This window comes from Streptomyces sp. NPDC005791, from assembly GCF_042871485.1.
Lineage (GTDB): Bacteria > Actinomycetota > Actinomycetes > Streptomycetales > Streptomycetaceae > Streptomyces.
This window is the reverse complement of sequence record NZ_JBIAIP010000001.1, coordinates 321,284-337,446: the sequence shown is the minus strand read 5'-3', so window position 1 is coordinate 337,446 and position 16,163 is coordinate 321,284. Positions and strand designations below refer to the sequence as shown.

Genomic DNA, 16,163 nt, shown 5'->3' with positions numbered 1-16,163 from the left:
CGCCTGGGCGCGATCACGGGCCGTCACTCCTGCGACCGGGAGTGGCGGCCCGTCATCGTGCGGGGGGCGCGTCCGCTTCCAGGACGTCCTCCGCCGGCAGACGCTGCCCCGGCACCCGCCCCGGTCCCCCGGCGTCCCGGTCCCTCTCCCGGCGCAGGAGCACCACGCCGGCCGCGCACACGAGACCGGCCAGCACGAAGCCGTACGGCGGGGTCGAGCCCGAAGGCTGCGTCTCGTAGACGAGCGCGGCCGACAGCACGGTCACCGCGCCCAGGGCCCGGCCACCGCTCGCGGTGGCGGCGATCACCGCCGTCGCCCACAGCAGGTACCACGGCTGCACCATCGGCGAGAGCGCGACCAAGGCCAGCAGCGCGAGGCCCAGAGCACGCACGGGTTCCGTACGCCCGGTCGTCGCATGCCATGCGAGGCGGGCGATCAGGACCAGGGCGATCAGCAGTCCCAGGTTCTGCACGGCGGACTTGACCGGATCCGGGTCGGTCCCGGCGAGCAGCCGCAGGAGTTCACCCAGCCCCAGGCCGAGGTCGCTGCTGAGGGACAGCGCGGTGTGGATGCGTGCCGCGACGCCCTGGGTCCCGAGCCAGCCGAAACCGGTGCCACCGATGAACGTCGCGCCGACGGCCACCGCCCCGGCGACCAGGCCGGGCGCGAGGAGCCCCTTCGCCACCCGCCGTACGACCGGCCCGCTCGCGGCCCGGCCCACCACCACGCCGACGAACAACAGCGCCACCGCCGCGGGCGACTTGACCATCATGGCGAGGCCGCCCAGCACCGACCCGGTGATCCACCTCCCGCGCAGGGCCAGCAGCACACCGGCCAGCATGAGACCGGTCATCAGCCCGTCGTTGTGGACGCCGCCCACGACGTGGATGAGCAGCAGCGGATTCAGTGCCCCGAGCCACAGCGCGGCGCTCTCGCTGCGGCCGTGCTCCCGGGCGAGGTTCCGCAGGGCCCAGACGATCAGCACCAGCCCGCCCAGGGCGATGACGCGCATCCCCAGCACGGCGGGCACGATCGTGCCGCCGGTCGCCCAGGCCACGACACGCGCCAGAGCGAGGAAGAACGGCCCGTACGGCGCCGGGGTGTCGGTCCAGTGCCCGCCGACGCTCGCCGCGGCGTCGCCGCCGGGCCCGTCGGGGTCGAGGACGGACGGCCCCACGCTGTAGACGTCGTGCCCTTCGAGGACCATCGCGCCCTGCGCGATGTAGCTGTAGACGTCGGCGCTGTAGAGCGGGGGCGCCAGGACCAGGGGGGCCGTCCACCAGGCGAGGGTGACGAGGGTGTCACGTACGGAGGCACCCGCACGCCCGTACAGCCACCAGGCGACGACGAGGACCGTCAGCCCCCCGTACGCCAGTGCGTAGCCGACGGCGGTCACCGCCGCCCCGTGGGTGACCCACAGGCCCCACGGGTCGTGCGCCGGCAGTGTGCCGACGGCCCAGCCGCCCAGCGCGACCGCAAGCGATCCGGCCGCGCCGAGCCGTCGGTGACCGCCGGTGGTCCATGCCCCGGTGGTCCATGCCCCGGTGATCCGTCCCGAGCCGGTCCGTGCCCCTGTTGCCCCCATGGCCGCAACCTATCGCGGCCCCGCGCGGTCAGGCCTTCGGGGCGACCTTCGAGAGGCCGTTGATGATGCGGTCCATGGCGTCGCCGCCCGTCGGGTCGGTGAGGTTCGCGAGCATCTTCAGCGTGAACTTCATCAGGACCGGGTGGGTCAGTCCGCGCTGCGTCGCGATCTTCATGACCTGCGGGTTCCCGATCATCTTCACGAAGGCGCGGCCCAGCGTGTAGTAACCGCCGTAGGTGTCCTTGAGGATCTTCGGGTAGTGGTGCAGCGCCAGTTCCCGCTGCGCCGGCGTCGCGCGGGCGTGCGCCTGGACGATGACGTCCGCGGCGATCTGGCCCGACTCCATGGCGTACGCGATGCCTTCACCGTTGAACGGGTTGACGAGCCCGCCCGCGTCGCCGACCAGCAGCAGGCCCTTGGTGTAGTGCGGCTGGCGGTTGAAGGCCATCGGGAGCGCCGCGCCACGGATCGGCGTCGTCATGTTCTCGGGGGTGTAGCCCCAGTCCTCCGGCATGGATGCGCACCAGGCCTTGAGGACCTCGCGCCAGTCCAGCTCCTTGAAGGCGGACGAGGAGTTGAGGATGCCGAGGCCGACGTTGGACGTGCCGTCGCCCATGCCGAAGATCCAGCCGTAGCCGGGCAGCAGACGGTCCTCGGCGCCACGGCGGTCCCACAGCTCCAGCCAGGACTCCAGGTAGTCGTCGTCGTGGCGGGGCGAGGTGAAGTACGTACGGACCGCGACGCCCATCGGGCGGTCCTCGCGGCGGTGCAGGCCCATGTGAAGGGAGAGCCGGGTGGAGTTGCCGTCGGCGGCGACGACGAGGGGGGCGTGGAAGGTGACCGGGGTCTTCTCCTCGCCGAGCTTCGCGTGGACGCCGGTGATGCGGCCGGTGCGCTCGTCCTTGACCGGCTCGCCGACGTTGCAGCGCTCGTACAGCCGGGCGCCCGCCTTCTGCGCCTGGCGGGCCAGCTGCTCGTCGAAGTCGTCGCGCTTGCGGACCAGACCGTAGTCCGGGTACGAGGCCAGGTCCGGCCAGTCCAGCTGGAGGCGGACACCGCCACCGATGATGCGCAGGCCCTTGTTGCGCAGCCAGCCCGCCTCTTCGGAGATGTCGATGCCCATGGAGACGAGCTGCTTGGTGGCGCGCGGGGTGAGACCGTCACCGCAGACCTTCTCCCGGGGGAAGGCCGTCTTCTCCAGCAGGAGGACGTCGAGTCCGGACTTGGCGAGGTGGTACGCGGTCGCGGAGCCGGCTGGGCCCGCTCCGACGACGATCACGTCCGCGCTGTGCTCGGAGAGGGGCTCGGTCACGGTCGGATCTCCCGAAGACTCGAATTCGCGTGCCGCGCGGCACATGTCACGTGCAGTCTATGGGTGCCTGCTGATCACCTTCCGAAGGGCTCCCCGATGCCGCACGCGCCTGACTCGACTCCGTCCGTACACCTGCGTGTCCCCACCGACGAGGACGCGCTGAGCTGGTACCGGGTGTTCGACGATCCGGAGGTCATGGAATTCCATGGCGGCCGTTCGGCGGAGTACTCCGTGTACGAGGAGCTGACCGCACGCCAGCGCCGGCACGACGCGGAACTCGGCCACTGCCTGTGGACGGTGCTGGACGACGCCGGTGAGGTGCTGGGGTTCACGGGCGCCCAGCCGTGGCCGCACACGTCCTTCGGCCCGGTGGGCGAGATCGAGATCGGCTGGCGGCTGGGCCGGGCCGCGTGGGGGCACGGTTACGCGACCGCGGCCGCACGCACCACGCTGGAACGGGTACGGGCGCGCGGGTTGCGCGAGGTCGTGGCCATGATCGACACGCGTAACGAGCGCTCGCTCGCGGTGGCCCGGCGTCTCGGCATGCGGCAGGCCGAGAGGTACACCTCCCCGGTGACCGCGCGGGAGGCGTACTGCTTCCGGCTGGAGCTCTGAGCCCGCGGGGCTCAGTCGCGCACGCCCCGGTGCAGCGCCACCACGCCGCCGGTGAGATTGCGCCAGGCCACGTCCGACCAGCCGGCCTTCTGCAGCAGCGCCGCGAGGCCGGCCTGGTCGGGCCAGGCGCGGATCGACTCCGCCAGGTAGACGTAGGCGTCCGGGTTGGACGACACCGCCCGGGCCACCGGGGGCAGCGCGCGCATCAGGTACTCGGTGTAGACGGTCCGGAAGGGCGTCCAGGTCGGCTGGGAGAACTCGCAGATGACCACGCGCCCGCCGCGCTTGGTGACCCGGTACAGCTCGCTCAGCGCGGCGCCGGTGTCCTGGATGTTGCGCAGCCCGAAGGAGATCGTGACCGCGTCGAAGGTCTCGTCCTTGAACGGGAGCTTCGTGCCGTCGCCCGCGGTGAACGGCATCCACGGGTGGCGCTCCTTGCCGACCCGGAGCATCCCGATCGAGAAGTCGCAGGGCACCACATAGGCGCCGGCCCGGGCGAACGGCTGCGAGGAGGTGGCCGTCCCGGCCGCCAGGTCGAGGATCTTCTGCGCCGGGCGGGCGTCGACGGCCCGGGCGACCTCCCTGCGCCAGAGCCGCGCCTGTCCGAGCGACAGCACATCGTTGGTGAGGTCGTAGTTCGCCGCCACGTCGTCGAACATCGAGGCGACTTCGTGCGGCTGCTTGTCCAGGGATGCTCGGGTCACCCTCCCATTCAAGCAGCCCGGCCCCCTGTCGCTCGCGGCGGCGTGGGACGGCGTCGGCCATTCGGACACGAAGTCCTCCTCGATCATCCGCGTTCGAGGGAACAGCACCGCCCTGATCGTCGTCTCTCCCGACGAGGGAAAGGGGTTTCCGCGCCGGTGACCACCCGGCAACTCCTGGACGGCGTACGGGAGAGCGGTCTGCCGGACGTCGTGCGGTACGCGGACGAGCACCCGGTGCTCGAGAAGCACACCAGCGTGCGGGCGGATGAAGCGTCCTCCTGCGCAGCCACACCGAGACCACGGATGATCACCAGGACATGAACAGTGACGACGCACCTCGAATACGGAACGCCGGTGCCCGCCGGACGGCCGGGAGACCTGCTCCGGGGGCCCGGCCCTCCCGCGCCCAGTCCCGGAAGCGCTCCAGGGCCCGCCGAAGACGGGTGCGGCGCCGGCGCGCCGGATTCGCCGGTGCGGTGATCGCACTGGCGGCGGTCGCCGCGTTCCTCTACCTCGACCCGCCGTGGCGGGACGACGGCGCCGCGGTCGCGGCCGGCCAGGAGACGCCCCCGGCCTCCCCTGAGCCCTCGGTCCCACCGAAGGCGTCGGCGGCGCCGAAGGCATCGGTGAGTCCCAAGGCGTCGGAGTCCGCCGAGAGCTCACCGAGCGCCGAGGAGTCCGTCGATCCGGACTCCGTGCCGAAGTCGGGTCCCGGCACGTTCACCGTGGCCCGTGAGGGCGTCTCGTCCGACGGCGGCGGCAGCCGCTACCGCGTCGAGGTGGAGGACGGCATCGGCGTGGACCCGGACAGCGCCGCCGAGGACATCGCGGAGATACTCGCCCACCCCCGCGGCTGGAGCAAGGGCGGGACCCGCACCTTCCGGCAGGTCGCGGACGGGTCGGCCGGGCTGGTGATCAAAATAGGAACGCCTGAGACCACCGACCGGCTCTGCGGGCAGTACGGACTGAACACCGGGGGCGAGGTCAACTGCCGCGGCGGGGAGAACGTCATGGTCAACCTGGCGCGCTGGCAGCTCGGTTCACCCACCTTCGACGGCCCGGCGACCGAGTACCGCGCGCTGATCATCAATCACGAGGTGGGCCACTGGCTCGGGTACGGGCACGAGACCTGCCCGGGCCCCGGGAAGCCGGCGCCCGCGATGATGCAGCAGATCAAGGGGCTGAAGGGCTGCAAGTCCAACGCCTGGCCCTACGACACGAACGGCCGCTACCTGAGCGGGCCCAAGGTCCCGTGACCCGTGCCCCCGTCCTCACCGCCGCCGGTGGACCAGCCGTCCGCCGAGCACCGTGGCGACGCAGGTGACGGCGCCCGCCGTGACCAGCGTCGCCTCGTCCGGTACGTCGAAGACGGCGAGGTCCGCGCGGCCGCCGACGGCCAGCGGGCCGTGCGCCGCTCCGGCGAGATCGTGCCCCCTGACGAAGGGGTCCAGGCCCGGTTCGCCGGCCGGGGGCCCGGCCGGAGGAACGACCGTCAGGCCGGCACGGCCCACGGCGGCACGTACGGCGTGGTCCTCGAACGGGCCCGCCACATGGGTGGTGCCGTGGCGCAGCATGCGCTGCAGTCCCCGGCGTACGCTGCCGGCCCGGCGGGGCTCGTCCATCCGCCCGTCCAGCCGCTCGAAGTCGGCTCCGGTCAGCGGTTGTTCGCCGAGCTCGTCCGCCTCACGCGGGTCGGGGTGGTAGAGGCGGGTCAGCAGGGCGACCCCGTCCCACTGGCGCAGGCCGGGCGTGAGGACGCCCGGCCACTGCCGGACCCGCGCCGCCGGGTGTGCGGCCGTCACCGCGGCGTACGGCCCGAGGGCGACGATCCGGTCGCCGTCCACCGCGACCGCTCCCCCGTCGATGCCCGCCGCGCCGGCCGGGAGGACCAGTGGCGCGGCGTGAACGGTCAGCACCGGCTGACTCAGTTGGCGTCGAGGAGCTTCAGCTCCGGGTGCGCCGTGCCGCCCGCGATCGCCGTGGAGGAGATGTGCGAGACGACGCGCTCGTCGACCGGGTCGTTCGCCGGGTCGTCGTGGACGACCAGGTGCTCGTAGGTCGTGGCGCGCTGGGCGGGGACGCGGCCCGCCTTGCGGATCAGGTCGATGATCTCGAGCCGGTTCGAGCGGTGCTTGGCTCCGGCCGAGGAGACGACGTTCTCCTCCAGCATGATCGAGCCCAGGTCGTCCGCGCCGTAGTGCAGGGACAGCTGGCCGACCTCCTTGCCGGTGGTCAGCCAGGAGCCCTGGATGTGGGCGACGTTGTCGAGGAAGAGCCGGGCGATGGCGATCATCCGCAGGTACTCGAAGAGCGTGGCCTGCGTCTGCCCCTTCAGCTTGTTGTTCTCCGGCTGGTAGGTGTACGGGATGAAGGCGCGGAAGCCGCCCGTCCGGTCCTGTACGTCGCGGATCATCCGCAGGTGCTCGATGCGCTCGGCGTTGGTCTCGCCGGTGCCCATCAGCATGGTGGAGGTGGACTCGACACCGAGGCCGTGCGCGATCTCCATGATCTCCAGCCAGCGCTCGCCGGACTCCTTGAGCGGGGCGATCGCCGTACGCGGCCGGGCGGGCAGCAGTTCGGCACCGGCGCCCGCGAAGGAGTCCAGGCCTGCCGCGTGGATGCGCTTGACGGCCTCCTCGGCCGAGACGCCCGAGATACGGGCCATGTGCTCGATCTCGGAGGCGCCGAGCGAGTGGATGACCAGCTGCGGGAACGCCTTCTTGATCGCGGAGAAGTGCTCCTCGTAGTACTCGACGCCGTAGTCCGGGTGGTGTCCGCCCTGGAACATGATCTGGGTACCGCCCAGCTCGACGGTCTCCGCGCAGCGGCGCAGGATGTCGTCGAGGTCGCGGGACCAGCCCTTGGCGGTGTCCTTGGGCGGCGCGTAGAAGGCGCAGAACTTGCAGGCCGTGACGCAGACGTTGGTGTAGTTGATGTTGCGCTCGATGATGTACGTCGCGATGTGCTCGGTACCGGCGTAGCGGCGGCGGCGCACGGCGTCGGCCGCGGCTCCCAGCGCGTGCAGCGGTGCCGACCTGTACAGGTCGAGCGCCTCCTCAGGAGTGATCCGCCCGCCTTCGGCGGCGCGGTCGAGGACGGGCTGGAGGTCGGCCTTCTCGGTCACCGGGCTGTCACCTTTCGGCGGTTTTTCAACGGATCGACGGACCGATTCAGCGTACGCCAGCCCCTGCCGGGCTCAGCCGCCGGACCGGGTGAGCGTGCCCTTCGGGTGGCCCGCGGCTTCCTCGTGGGACTGGTAGCGGAGTGTGCCGGCCTGCGTGAGTGTGAAGACGAGGTCGGCGTCGCCCCCGGTGCACAGGGAGCTGTCGGCGTTTCCCGGATCGGTCCGCTCCCTGATGTTCAGCTCCTTCGCCGTGCCGGAGACGAGGGTACCGATGCCCTTGCAGACGACGCTCGAGCCGAGCACGTCGAGCCGGTGGGTCAGCCGGACCACGTCCTCGCCCTTCGCACCCTCGGTGAACACGGCGGTGACCGTTCCGTGCGGCAGCCCGCTGCGTTCGGTGGCGGACCCCTTCCACGTACCGGCGAAGGCCGGGGGCAGCGCGTCGACCGGGGCGGACGCCCCGGCTTCCGGTGACCGGTCGGCTGCCGGGGGCCGCGCGGCGTCGGCGCCCTGGTCGTCGTCGCCGCCGCCGGCGAACAGGTCTCCCAGCGTCGCGACACCGACGGTCACCACGGCGAGCGCGCCCGCGACGGCCAGCGTGACCGTGCAGCTGATCCGCCGCCCCCGGCGCGTACCGGTCCGCGGACCCGTGTCCGCAAGGCCGGCGACACCGGCGTCGGGGCCCCGTTCCCCCGTGGTGCCGCCCGACGTGACCGGCGGCTCGGCCGGCAAGGGCGGCAGCGGCGGGCCGAAGGCTCCGAGCGCCGCGCTCCCCAGGGAGGCGTTGCTGAACGGCACGGGCCCGGACCGCACGGGTGCGTCCTGCGGCTCCAGGTCCAGCAGCGCCACCGCCGACCTGCTGACCTCACGCTCCAGCGGGCCCGGCAGCCAGCCGGGGGCCACCAGTGCCGCGGCCCCGCCGGGCGCCAGCCGGCGGGCGAGCGCGGTGGGGGCGGGCCGGTCGGCGGGGTCCTTGGCGAGGCACCGGATCACCAGCTCCCGCAGCTCGCCCTCCAGGTCGCCGAGTTCGGGTTCCTCGTGCACCACCTTGTAGAGGAGTACGGCGGAGGAGTCACCGAGGAAGGGCGCGGCGCCGGTCGCCGCGTAGGCGAGCACGGCGCCGAGGGAGAAGACGTCGGCCGCGCCGGAGATGTCCTGGCCGCGGATCTGCTCCGGCGCCATGTAGCCGGGCGAGCCCACGGAGACGCCGGTGGAGGTGAGGGAGACGGTGGCACCGAGGGCCCGGGCGATGCCGAAGTCGATCAGCCGGGGGCCGTCGAGGGCGAGCAGGACGTTGGACGGCTTCACGTCGCGGTGGATGAGTCCGTGGGCGTGCACGGCGTCGAGCGCCTCCCCGAGCCCGGCCCCCAGGGTCCGTACCGCGTACTCGGGCAGCGGGCCGTGGCGGGTGACCGCGTCGGAGAGCGGCGGCCCGGCCACGTAACCGGTCGCCACCCAGGGCACGGCCGCGTCGGGGTCGGCGTCCAGCACCGGGGCCGTCCACTGCGCGCCGAGACGCCGGGCGGCGTCCACCTCACGCCGGAACCTCTCGCGGAACTGCTCGTCGAGGGCGAAGTGAGGGTGCACGACCTTGACCGCGACGGTACGTCCGCCGGCGCTGCGGCCGAGATAGACCCGGCCCATCCCGCCTGCCCCGAGCCTGCCCAGGAGCCGGTAGGCGCCGATGGTGTGCGGTTCGCCGGCTTCCAGCGGCTGCATACGGTCTCCCCCTGTGGTCCCCGGGACTCGCACGGAAGCCTAGGCCGCCCGGGTCACACGGTCACCGAGACCCCTTCCGTCGATTTCGCCCCTATGGGCACGAAGCAGGGATTTCGCCACACGGAAAGGCGTGAATACATCGTTCGTCCCCACCGACCGGGGTTCGCCCCCACCGATCGGGCTTCACCGGAGGGATACCGGAAGGCACTCCGGGAGACATCCGCTATTCGCCCGCGCGTCCATGCGCCCGCCACTCGCGACGGAACTCCGGACACGCGCGCCCTTTCACGGGAACGGAATGCCGGAGTCACGCGTCAGGGGCAGTCGGGGGTAAAGGACGGCGGGGACGGGGAAGGACCGGGAAAGTACGGGATTCACCTTCTCTCCCGCACCATTCCCGTGTGCCCGATCCCGTGCGGTGGACCCCGCGTGCCGTGGGTGTCACCCTCCGAGCAGTTCGACCTTCACGTCCGCCGGGAAGCCGGTCGTCGGACCGGTCCGGCGGGCGAACTCGCGCACGCCCGCCAGCTGGTCCGGGCCGAAGCGGAAGTCCAGGGTGGTGAAGTAGCGCTCCAGCACCTCCGCGTCGAAGGACTCCCAGCGCGCCGCCTGCTCCGCGACCTTGGTGACCTCCTCCAGCGAGAGGTCCCGGGAGGCCAGGAACGCCTCGTGCACCTTCTCGACGTAGTCGGGGTGCGAGGCCAGATAGTCCTTGCGCGCCGCCCATACCGCGAAGACGAACGGCAGCCCGGTCCATTCCTTCCACATCGCGCCCAGGTCGTGGACCTGCAGTCCGAGCCTGGGGGCGTCGTGCAGGTTCGCGCGCAGCGCGGCGTCGCCGATGAGCACGGCCGCGTCGGCCTCCTGCATCATCAGGCCGAGGTCCGGCGGGCAGGTGTAGTAGTCGGGTTCGACGCCGTACCGCTCGGAGAGCAGCAGCTGGGCCAGCCGTACGGAGGTGCGCGAGGTGGAACCGAGGGCCACCCGGGCCCCGTCCAGCTGCTCCAGGGGCAGCTGGGACACGATCACGCACGACATGACGGGGCCGTCGCAGCCGACGGCGATGTCGGGGAGGGCGACCAGTTCGTCGGCATTGCGCAGGAACTCGACCAGGGTGACGGGACCGATGTCCAGGTCCCCCCTGACCAGCTGCTCACTGAGTCTTTCCGGGGTGTCCTTCGAGAGCTCCAGGTCGAGCAGGGTCCCCGTCCGCGCCAGGCCCCAGTAGAGGGGGAGGCAGTTCAGGAACTGGATGTGGCCGACGCGCGGCCTGCTGCGACGGTCGTCGCCTTCTACGGGAGAGACGGTTGAATTGTCCACATCGCGAGGCTAGACCTGTCCCTGCGGGCGCGCGCCAGCGGGGCGTCCGGACTGTTCCGCGGAGCCTTGTCCGTCAGCTCTCCGACGGCCCGATGAAACATCCGGGTGAAGTGATCTTTCCCTCTACCGCTCCCCACAGACTGCGTGCTAGGCTCGCCGCAAGTTGCAGTTTGGTTTCCCTTGCAGTACAGAGCCTGCGGAGCATGTAACCCGCAGGCTTTTGTAGTTTTCAGACTTGTTTGCAGGTTCTGGAGCAGGGCAACCCTTTGGCCCAAGGAGGGCTTATGGCTACCGGAACCGTCAAGTGGTTCAACGCTGAAAAGGGCTTCGGCTTCATCGCCCAGGACGGCGGCGGCCCGGATGTCTTCGTCCACTACTCCGCGATCAACGCGTCCGGGTTCCGCTCCCTCGAGGAGAACCAGGTCGTGAACTTCGACGTCACTCAGGGACCCAAGGGTCCGCAGGCTGAGAACGTCACCCCGGCCTAGTTGCCCGGGTCGGCCGATCGCGGCCGAGTGAGCAGTACCCAAGGAGCCCCGCTCCCCCGCTCCGGCGGAGGAGCGGGGCTCCTGCCTTTCCGGCAGGCGCCCCGGGACGCCGCGCCTGCACCGGGAACGACCACCCCCCGGCACATCGCCGGACACCCTGAACGGACCCTCGCCCCCCGGTCATTGAAGAGGGCCTGTGCAGAGCCACACCCGATGCTGACGAGCCCGCCCAAAACAAGGCAGACTGTTGACCGCGATACCAACGGTACGTCGCAGTGCGGGATGTGCAGGACCGGCGGGGCAAGCAGGACAGGGGGCATCATGGACCGCGACAACGGACCCGGTGTGCGTGTTCCGGAGCAACGCGCTCCACGGGAACGGGCGGCCGGCACCGAACTGCGCTTCACCGTGCTCGGCCCCGTACGCGCCTGGCGCGGCAGCGAAGCCCTGCCGTCGGGGTCCCCGCAGCAACGCGCCCTGCTGGCCGCGCTGCTCCTGCGCGACGGCCGCACGGCCACCGCCGCCGAACTCATCGACGCCCTCTGGGGCGAGGACCCGCCCTCCCAGGCACTGGCCACGGTACGGACGTACGCCTCCCGGCTCCGCAAGGTCCTCGGTCAGGACACCCTGGTCAGCGAGGCCGGCGGCTATGCCGTCCGCATCCCCCGCGCGGCCCTCGACCTCACGCTCGCCCAGGACCTGGCCGCCGACGCGGACAAGGCGCGTGGCGCCGGGGACCGCGGCCAGGCCCGCACCCTGATCAACAAGCTGCTCGGCCTGTGGGACGGCGAGGCGCTCGCCTCCCTCCCCGGCCCCTACGCGGAGAACCAGCGCACCAGCCTGGAGGAGTGGCACCTCCAGCTCACCGAGACCCGTCTCGACCTGGACCTGGAGCTCGGCTGCCACGCGGAGGCGGTGTCCGAACTCACCGCGCTCACCGCGGCGCACCCCCTGCGCGAGCGCCTGCGCGAGCTGCTGATGGTCGCCCTGTACCGCAGCGGCCGACAGGCCGAGGCCCTCGCGGTGTACGCCGACACCCGTCGCCTGCTCGCGGAGGAACTGGGCGTCGACCCGCGCCCCGCACTCGCCCAGCTCCAGCAGCGGATCCTCCAGGCCGACGAGGAACTGGCCCGCCCCGCGGACGAGCCGGCCCCGGCGCCCGCCCCGGTCCGCCCGGCCCAACTCCCGGCCACCGTCCCGGACTTCACGGGCCGCGCCGCGTTCGTACGCGAGCTCGGCGACCGGCTCGTGTCCGCCGAGGGATCGGTCATGGCGGTCTCCGCGCTGGCCGGCATCGGCGGCGTGGGCAAGACGACGCTCGCCGTCCACGTCGCCCACCAGGCACGCCCGCACTTCCCGGACGGCCAGCTGTACGTCGACCTGCAGGGCGCGGGCGCCAGAGCCGCCGAACCCGAGACCGTCCTCGGCGCGTTCCTCCGCGCCCTGGGCACCGCCGACTCCGCGATCCCGGACTCCCTGGACGAGCGGGCCGCGCTCTACCGCTCCACCCTCGACGGCCGCCGGATCCTGGTCCTGCTCGACAACGCCCATGACGCGGCGCAGATCCGGCCCCTGCTCCCCGGCACGGAAGGCTGCGCGGCGCTGGTCACCAGCCGCGTGCGCATGGTCGATCTGGCGGGCGCGCACCTCGTGGACCTGGACGTGATGTCCCCCGAGGAGGCCCTGCAGCTCTTCACCCGCATCGTCGGCGACGAACGCGTCCGCGCGGAGCGCGAGGCGGCCCTGGACGTGGTGGCCGCGTGCGGCTTCCTGCCGCTGGCCATCCGCATCGCCGCCTCCCGGCTGGCCGCCCGCCGCACCTGGACGGTCTCGGTGCTGGCTGCGAAGCTCGCCGACGAACGCCGCCGCCTCGACGAACTCCAGGCCGGCGACCTCGCGGTGAAGGCCACCTTCGAGCTCGGCTACGGCCAGCTGGAGCCGGCCCAGGCGCGGGCCTTCCGTCTCCTGGGCCTGGCGGACGGCCCGGACATCTCCCTCGCGGCAGCGGCCGCCCTCCTGAACCTGGACCACCACACGGCGGAGGACCTCCTGGAGACCCTGGTCGACACCAGCCTCCTGGAGTCAGCGGCCCCGGGCCGCTACCGCTACCACGACCTGGTGCGCCTCTACGCGCGTGCATGCGCCGAACGCGACGAACAGCCGCCGGTGGAAAGGGAGCTGGCTCTGTCGCGCCTGCTGGACTTCTACCTGGCGACCGCGGCGGGGGTGTACGCGTTGGAGCGGCCGGGGGACCGGACGGTCGATCATCTGGATGCCACCGAGCATCCCGGCCTCGAGTTCGCCGAGCACAAGGCCGCGCTGGACTGGCTCTACACCGAAGCGAGTTCACTTCTGGCCTGCGCGCAGCAAGCGGCTGTCTCGGGAAGGGTCCGGCGCGGCGTCGATCTCATGCTGGCGGCCAAGGATCTCGCGGAATCGGGAGCCAACTCCCGCCAGTACGAGTCCGCTGCCATCGCGGTGAGAGACGCAGCCGTCGTGGCGGGCGATCCGCGTTCCGAGGCACGCGCGCGCACCACGCTCGCCCAGGTGCACAGCATCGCGGGCCGTTTCGCCCAGGCTGAGGACGAAGCCCGACGCGCCATGCTGCTGGCTCCGGCGATCGAGGACGTCTGGACGAACTGCAACGCCCCGAACGAACTCGGAATCATCGCGGGGTACCAGAACCGGCTCAGCGAGGCGGAGCCCCTCCTGCAACAGACCATCGCCGCGTTCCGGGCCGACGGGAACCGGCCTGGCGAAGCCAGTGCCCTGTGCAACCTCTCGCGGATCCAGCTCGCCATCGGCCACACGGACAGCGCGGTGGAGCTCGCCGGCGAAGGGGTCGCCCTCTACAACCGCTTGGGGCTCACGCTGCGTCTGGCCAACGGACGATACGCACTCGGCCTCGCACTGGCACGTGCCGGCCGTCAGGGCGAAGCCCAGGAGAGACTGCATGAGGCACTCGCGGTCTTCCGGGAGAGCCGCCAGCGGCTGTGGGAAGGCATGACGCTCTTCCGGCTGGCCGAGGTACACCTCGACGCCGATCGCCCTGGTGAAGCCGCAGCTCTGTCCGAACAGGCCCTCGCGGTCCTCCTGCACATAGGCGGTGAGTGGCGACGCGCCAATGTCCTGACCGTGCTGGGCAAGGCGCTGCAGCGGATCGGGCAGGTGGACCGCGCGAAGGTGTGCTGGACCGAGGCCCTGTCGACCCTGGAGCAACTGGAGGCGACCGAAGCGGACGCCGTCCGCCTCCTGCTGTCGCCGGCGCCGTCCCCCAACAGCCGCTGACGACACGTTCATCGTTCGTTTATCACGACCCGGCACTCTGATTCGTGTCAGAGCGTCGCGTCGGGGGGCAGACGATCCGACCGGTCGGACCGCGCACTAAGGTGAACGGCTCTGAACAGCCCGTCCGGCAGTCCACGGGGGAACAGCCGGACGGGCTTCGCCGCCCATCCATGCACCGGAATATGGAGTTCACGACATGAGCGATGCCAAGAAGATCGAGCTCCCGAAGGCGGGCGCCGCGGGGGACGTCAAGCCGACGGACAGCCACATGACCGGCGAGCCCGAGATCACGACGCTGGACAGCCACATGACCGGCGAGCCCGACATCAAGCCGACGGACAGCCACATGACCGGTGGCGACCCGCTCTAGTCCTACAGAAGACGGGGGGAGCGGCCGCGGCGGCGCGGAGGGGGAGCCGTCGCGGCCGCTGCATGTCCGCGCACACGTGTGGGGCCCGAGCCGGCCGGCTCGGGCCCCACACGTGTGCTCCCCCGTCACGACGCCCGGACCGCGACCCCAGGCCGGCGCGGCTTCCGCATGTCGTCCTCGTCAGAGGCGAAGGCGGCGACCGGCGTCAGTAGCGCAGCTCCGCCGTCACCAGGCAGCGCTTCACGCGGGCGACCGAGCGCGGGCTGTCCATCCGCACCGTCACGGTCTCGGTCTCGCCGGAGTCGAGGTCGACCGTCGCCTCGCCCTGGTCGACGATCCGGCCCTGGGCGTCCTCGAACGTCACGTCCACGTCGTACGCGTGCATGAGGGCAGCCGTCGAGCGGATCTCGATCGTCGACGACGTCACCGCCTTGCGCTTCCCCTTCTTCGGCTGGACGCACCGGACGACGCGGATGTCGGGGGCCTCCGAGGCTGTGGGGGAGGGCGTCGGCGTGGAGTACGTGGAGCCACCGGAGGAACTCGACGAGCTGTCGTAGTCATCGTCGTCGTGATCCCGGTAGCTGCCGTTGCTCTTCTCGGAACTGGAGCAGCCCCCGCCGCTCGAACCGCCGCCGCTGCGGCTCTTGCCGCCGCTGCTGGACGTCGAGAATCCGGTGAGCGCGAGCACCACCACGACCAGTACCGCCGCGAACCTCATCCGTCGCCGCACCATCGATGCAGTCCCCCTAGCTGTAGTCGGCTTCTTGGCCGTCGCACGGCCGCGCGACACCGTAACGCACAGCGTTCCGGGCACGTCCCCCTGGTGCGGTCATGGCCCTGTCACGGTCTTGTCATGGTCTCCGCCGGCGTCGTCTCCGATGGCAGGGACAATCGGCCCGGCGTAGCGTCGATCCGGGGATTCGGTGCGCACAGCCGTGCGCCATGGCCCGGGAGGCTGTCGATGATCCGCAATGTCCTCGGCTCCGTCGTCGCACTCGTGGGGGCGGCGGCGGCCGTGCAGAGCCCCTTCCACACGTGGTTCGACAACCGCCTCGGGCGGGACTACCGCGTCCAGGACCTGTTCGACGGCATCAGCGACGCCTCGTCGTCCGTCCTGGGGTCGATCCTGCTGCCCTTCCTGTTCGCCGCGCTGGTGACCCTCGTGGGCGTCGTGTTCCGCTCGCGCCCGCTCGTGGCACTGGCCGGTCTGATCGTGCTCGGCTTCACCGTGCTGTGGATGGTCCGGCAGGGGCAGGAAGCCGGTGGCCTCACGGTCGACGGTGACGGGGACGGGCTCCGGTGGGGCGTCGCGCAGGCGCTGGCGGGCGGTCTGCTCCTCCTGCTGGGCGCGCTGCTGATGTCGGGGCGGCGGCGCACACGGGCGCGGCGTTCCCCCGACCCCTATCCCGTGCCGCCGGACGACCGCCCGGACACCTGGCCGCCGACGCAGGAGCCGGGGCCGGCCGCGCAGACCTCCCCCGGGCCGGAGCCCGAAGCGGATCCGTACACCGGGCCGGGCCGGCACCGGGCGGCCCCGTCCGGCGACGCGGACACCGCCCGGCACCCCGTCCAGTACCCCGACGAGGGGGACCAGCAGGACCGGGACAGGTACCACCCGCCCCACCCCTGAGGCCGCGC

The 16,163-nt window shown here is 71.9% G+C and carries 15 protein-coding genes; 7 read left to right on the top strand and 8 right to left on the bottom strand.

All coding sequences use genetic code 11. The features are described from left to right. Window positions 1–52: 52 nt before the first annotated feature. Entirely contained in the window at window positions 53–1,585 is a 1,533-nt protein-coding gene (gene mptB, locus ACFYSH_RS01685; protein WP_388750279.1) for a polyprenol phosphomannose-dependent alpha 1,6 mannosyltransferase MptB, read from the bottom strand. 28 nt (window positions 1,586–1,613) lie between these two features. Continuing rightward, the gene (locus ACFYSH_RS01680) at window positions 1,614–2,897 is read right to left on the bottom strand and encodes a geranylgeranyl reductase family protein (protein ID WP_359465319.1); all 1,284 of its coding nucleotides are present in this window, start codon (window positions 2,895–2,897) and stop codon (window positions 1,614–1,616) included. Between the two features lie 96 nt (window positions 2,898–2,993). Here ACFYSH_RS01680 and ACFYSH_RS01675 point away from each other — a divergent pair, with 96 nt between their 5' ends. Continuing rightward, entirely contained in the window at window positions 2,994–3,512 is a 519-nt protein-coding gene (locus tag ACFYSH_RS01675) for a GNAT family N-acetyltransferase (protein ID WP_359465320.1), read from the top strand. Between the two features lie 11 nt (window positions 3,513–3,523). Here ACFYSH_RS01675 and ACFYSH_RS01670 read toward each other — a convergent pair whose 3' ends face one another. Next, the gene (locus tag ACFYSH_RS01670) at window positions 3,524–4,216 is read right to left on the bottom strand and encodes a demethylmenaquinone methyltransferase (RefSeq protein ID WP_359465321.1); all 693 of its coding nucleotides are present in this window, start codon (window positions 4,214–4,216) and stop codon (window positions 3,524–3,526) included. 156 nt (window positions 4,217–4,372) lie between these two features. Here ACFYSH_RS01670 and ACFYSH_RS01665 point away from each other — a divergent pair, with 156 nt between their 5' ends. Beyond that, window positions 4,373–4,537 carry a hypothetical protein gene (locus ACFYSH_RS01665; protein ID WP_359465322.1) on the top strand — a complete coding sequence of 55 codons (165 nt, stop codon included), beginning with the start codon at window positions 4,373–4,375 and terminating at the stop codon, window positions 4,535–4,537. Continuing rightward, complete coding sequence (locus tag ACFYSH_RS01660) at window positions 4,534–5,472, top strand: DUF3152 domain-containing protein (RefSeq protein WP_388750274.1); 939 nt, start codon at window positions 4,534–4,536, stop codon at window positions 5,470–5,472. Before ACFYSH_RS01665 ends, ACFYSH_RS01660 begins: the two co-directional genes overlap by 4 nt. A gap of 15 nt (window positions 5,473–5,487) precedes the next feature. Here ACFYSH_RS01660 and ACFYSH_RS01655 read toward each other — a convergent pair whose 3' ends face one another. The 4 genes from ACFYSH_RS01655 to ACFYSH_RS01640 form a co-directional block, all read right to left on the bottom strand. After that, window positions 5,488–6,132 carry a hypothetical protein gene (locus ACFYSH_RS01655; RefSeq protein ID WP_388750271.1) on the bottom strand — a complete coding sequence of 215 codons (645 nt, stop codon included), beginning with the start codon at window positions 6,130–6,132 and terminating at the stop codon, window positions 5,488–5,490. An 8-nt stretch (window positions 6,133–6,140) separates the two neighbouring features. After that, window positions 6,141–7,340 carry a cyclic dehypoxanthinyl futalosine synthase gene (mqnC, locus tag ACFYSH_RS01650; protein ID WP_359465327.1) on the bottom strand — a complete coding sequence of 400 codons (1,200 nt, stop codon included), beginning with the start codon at window positions 7,338–7,340 and terminating at the stop codon, window positions 6,141–6,143. Between the two features lie 72 nt (window positions 7,341–7,412). Then, on the bottom strand, window positions 7,413–9,059 hold the full coding sequence (locus ACFYSH_RS01645) for a serine/threonine-protein kinase (RefSeq protein ID WP_388750267.1): 1,647 nt from the start codon (window positions 9,057–9,059) through the stop codon (window positions 7,413–7,415). A 441-nt stretch (window positions 9,060–9,500) separates the two neighbouring features. After that, window positions 9,501–10,379 (bottom strand): menaquinone biosynthesis protein, encoded by an 879-nt coding sequence (locus tag ACFYSH_RS01640; RefSeq protein ID WP_359465330.1) that lies wholly within the window; start codon window positions 10,377–10,379, stop codon window positions 9,501–9,503. Window positions 10,380–10,663: 284 nt separating this feature from the next. Here ACFYSH_RS01640 and ACFYSH_RS01635 point away from each other — a divergent pair, with 284 nt between their 5' ends. From ACFYSH_RS01635 to ACFYSH_RS01625, 3 genes are all read left to right on the top strand, one after another. Beyond that, window positions 10,664–10,867: a cold-shock protein gene (locus tag ACFYSH_RS01635; protein WP_003967102.1), complete on the top strand. Its 204-nt coding sequence runs from the start codon at window positions 10,664–10,666 to the stop codon at window positions 10,865–10,867. 321 nt (window positions 10,868–11,188) lie between these two features. Continuing rightward, entirely contained in the window at window positions 11,189–14,155 is a 2,967-nt protein-coding gene (locus tag ACFYSH_RS01630) for a BTAD domain-containing putative transcriptional regulator (RefSeq protein ID WP_388750264.1), read from the top strand. 196 nt (window positions 14,156–14,351) lie between these two features. Continuing rightward, window positions 14,352–14,525 (top strand): hypothetical protein, encoded by a 174-nt coding sequence (locus tag ACFYSH_RS01625; protein ID WP_359465334.1) that lies wholly within the window; start codon window positions 14,352–14,354, stop codon window positions 14,523–14,525. A gap of 205 nt (window positions 14,526–14,730) precedes the next feature. Here ACFYSH_RS01625 and ACFYSH_RS01620 read toward each other — a convergent pair whose 3' ends face one another. After that, the gene (locus ACFYSH_RS01620; RefSeq protein WP_359465336.1) at window positions 14,731–15,258 is read right to left on the bottom strand and encodes a hypothetical protein; all 528 of its coding nucleotides are present in this window, start codon (window positions 15,256–15,258) and stop codon (window positions 14,731–14,733) included. A gap of 228 nt (window positions 15,259–15,486) precedes the next feature. Here ACFYSH_RS01620 and ACFYSH_RS01615 point away from each other — a divergent pair, with 228 nt between their 5' ends. Continuing rightward, on the top strand, window positions 15,487–16,155 hold the full coding sequence (locus ACFYSH_RS01615; RefSeq protein WP_359465337.1) for a hypothetical protein: 669 nt from the start codon (window positions 15,487–15,489) through the stop codon (window positions 16,153–16,155). The last annotated feature ends 8 nt before the right edge of the window (window positions 16,156–16,163 follow it).

Coding starts and splice junctions, on each gene's coding strand:
- mptB (WP_388750279.1), bottom strand. CDS start 1,585: ATGGGGGCAACAGGGGCACGGACCGGCTCGGGACGGATCACCGGGGCA.
- ACFYSH_RS01675 (WP_359465320.1), top strand. CDS start 2,994: ATGCCGCACGCGCCTGACTCGACTCCGTCCGTACACCTGCGTGTCCCC.
- ACFYSH_RS01660 (WP_388750274.1), top strand. CDS start 4,534: ATGAACAGTGACGACGCACCTCGAATACGGAACGCCGGTGCCCGCCGG.
- ACFYSH_RS01645 (WP_388750267.1), bottom strand. CDS start 9,059: ATGCAGCCGCTGGAAGCCGGCGAACCGCACACCATCGGCGCCTACCGG.
- ACFYSH_RS01635 (WP_003967102.1), top strand. CDS start 10,664: ATGGCTACCGGAACCGTCAAGTGGTTCAACGCTGAAAAGGGCTTCGGC.
- ACFYSH_RS01630 (WP_388750264.1), top strand. CDS start 11,189: ATGGACCGCGACAACGGACCCGGTGTGCGTGTTCCGGAGCAACGCGCT.
- ACFYSH_RS01625 (WP_359465334.1), top strand. CDS start 14,352: ATGAGCGATGCCAAGAAGATCGAGCTCCCGAAGGCGGGCGCCGCGGGG.
- ACFYSH_RS01620 (WP_359465336.1), bottom strand. CDS start 15,258: ATGGTGCGGCGACGGATGAGGTTCGCGGCGGTACTGGTCGTGGTGGTG.
- ACFYSH_RS01615 (WP_359465337.1), top strand. CDS start 15,487: ATGATCCGCAATGTCCTCGGCTCCGTCGTCGCACTCGTGGGGGCGGCG.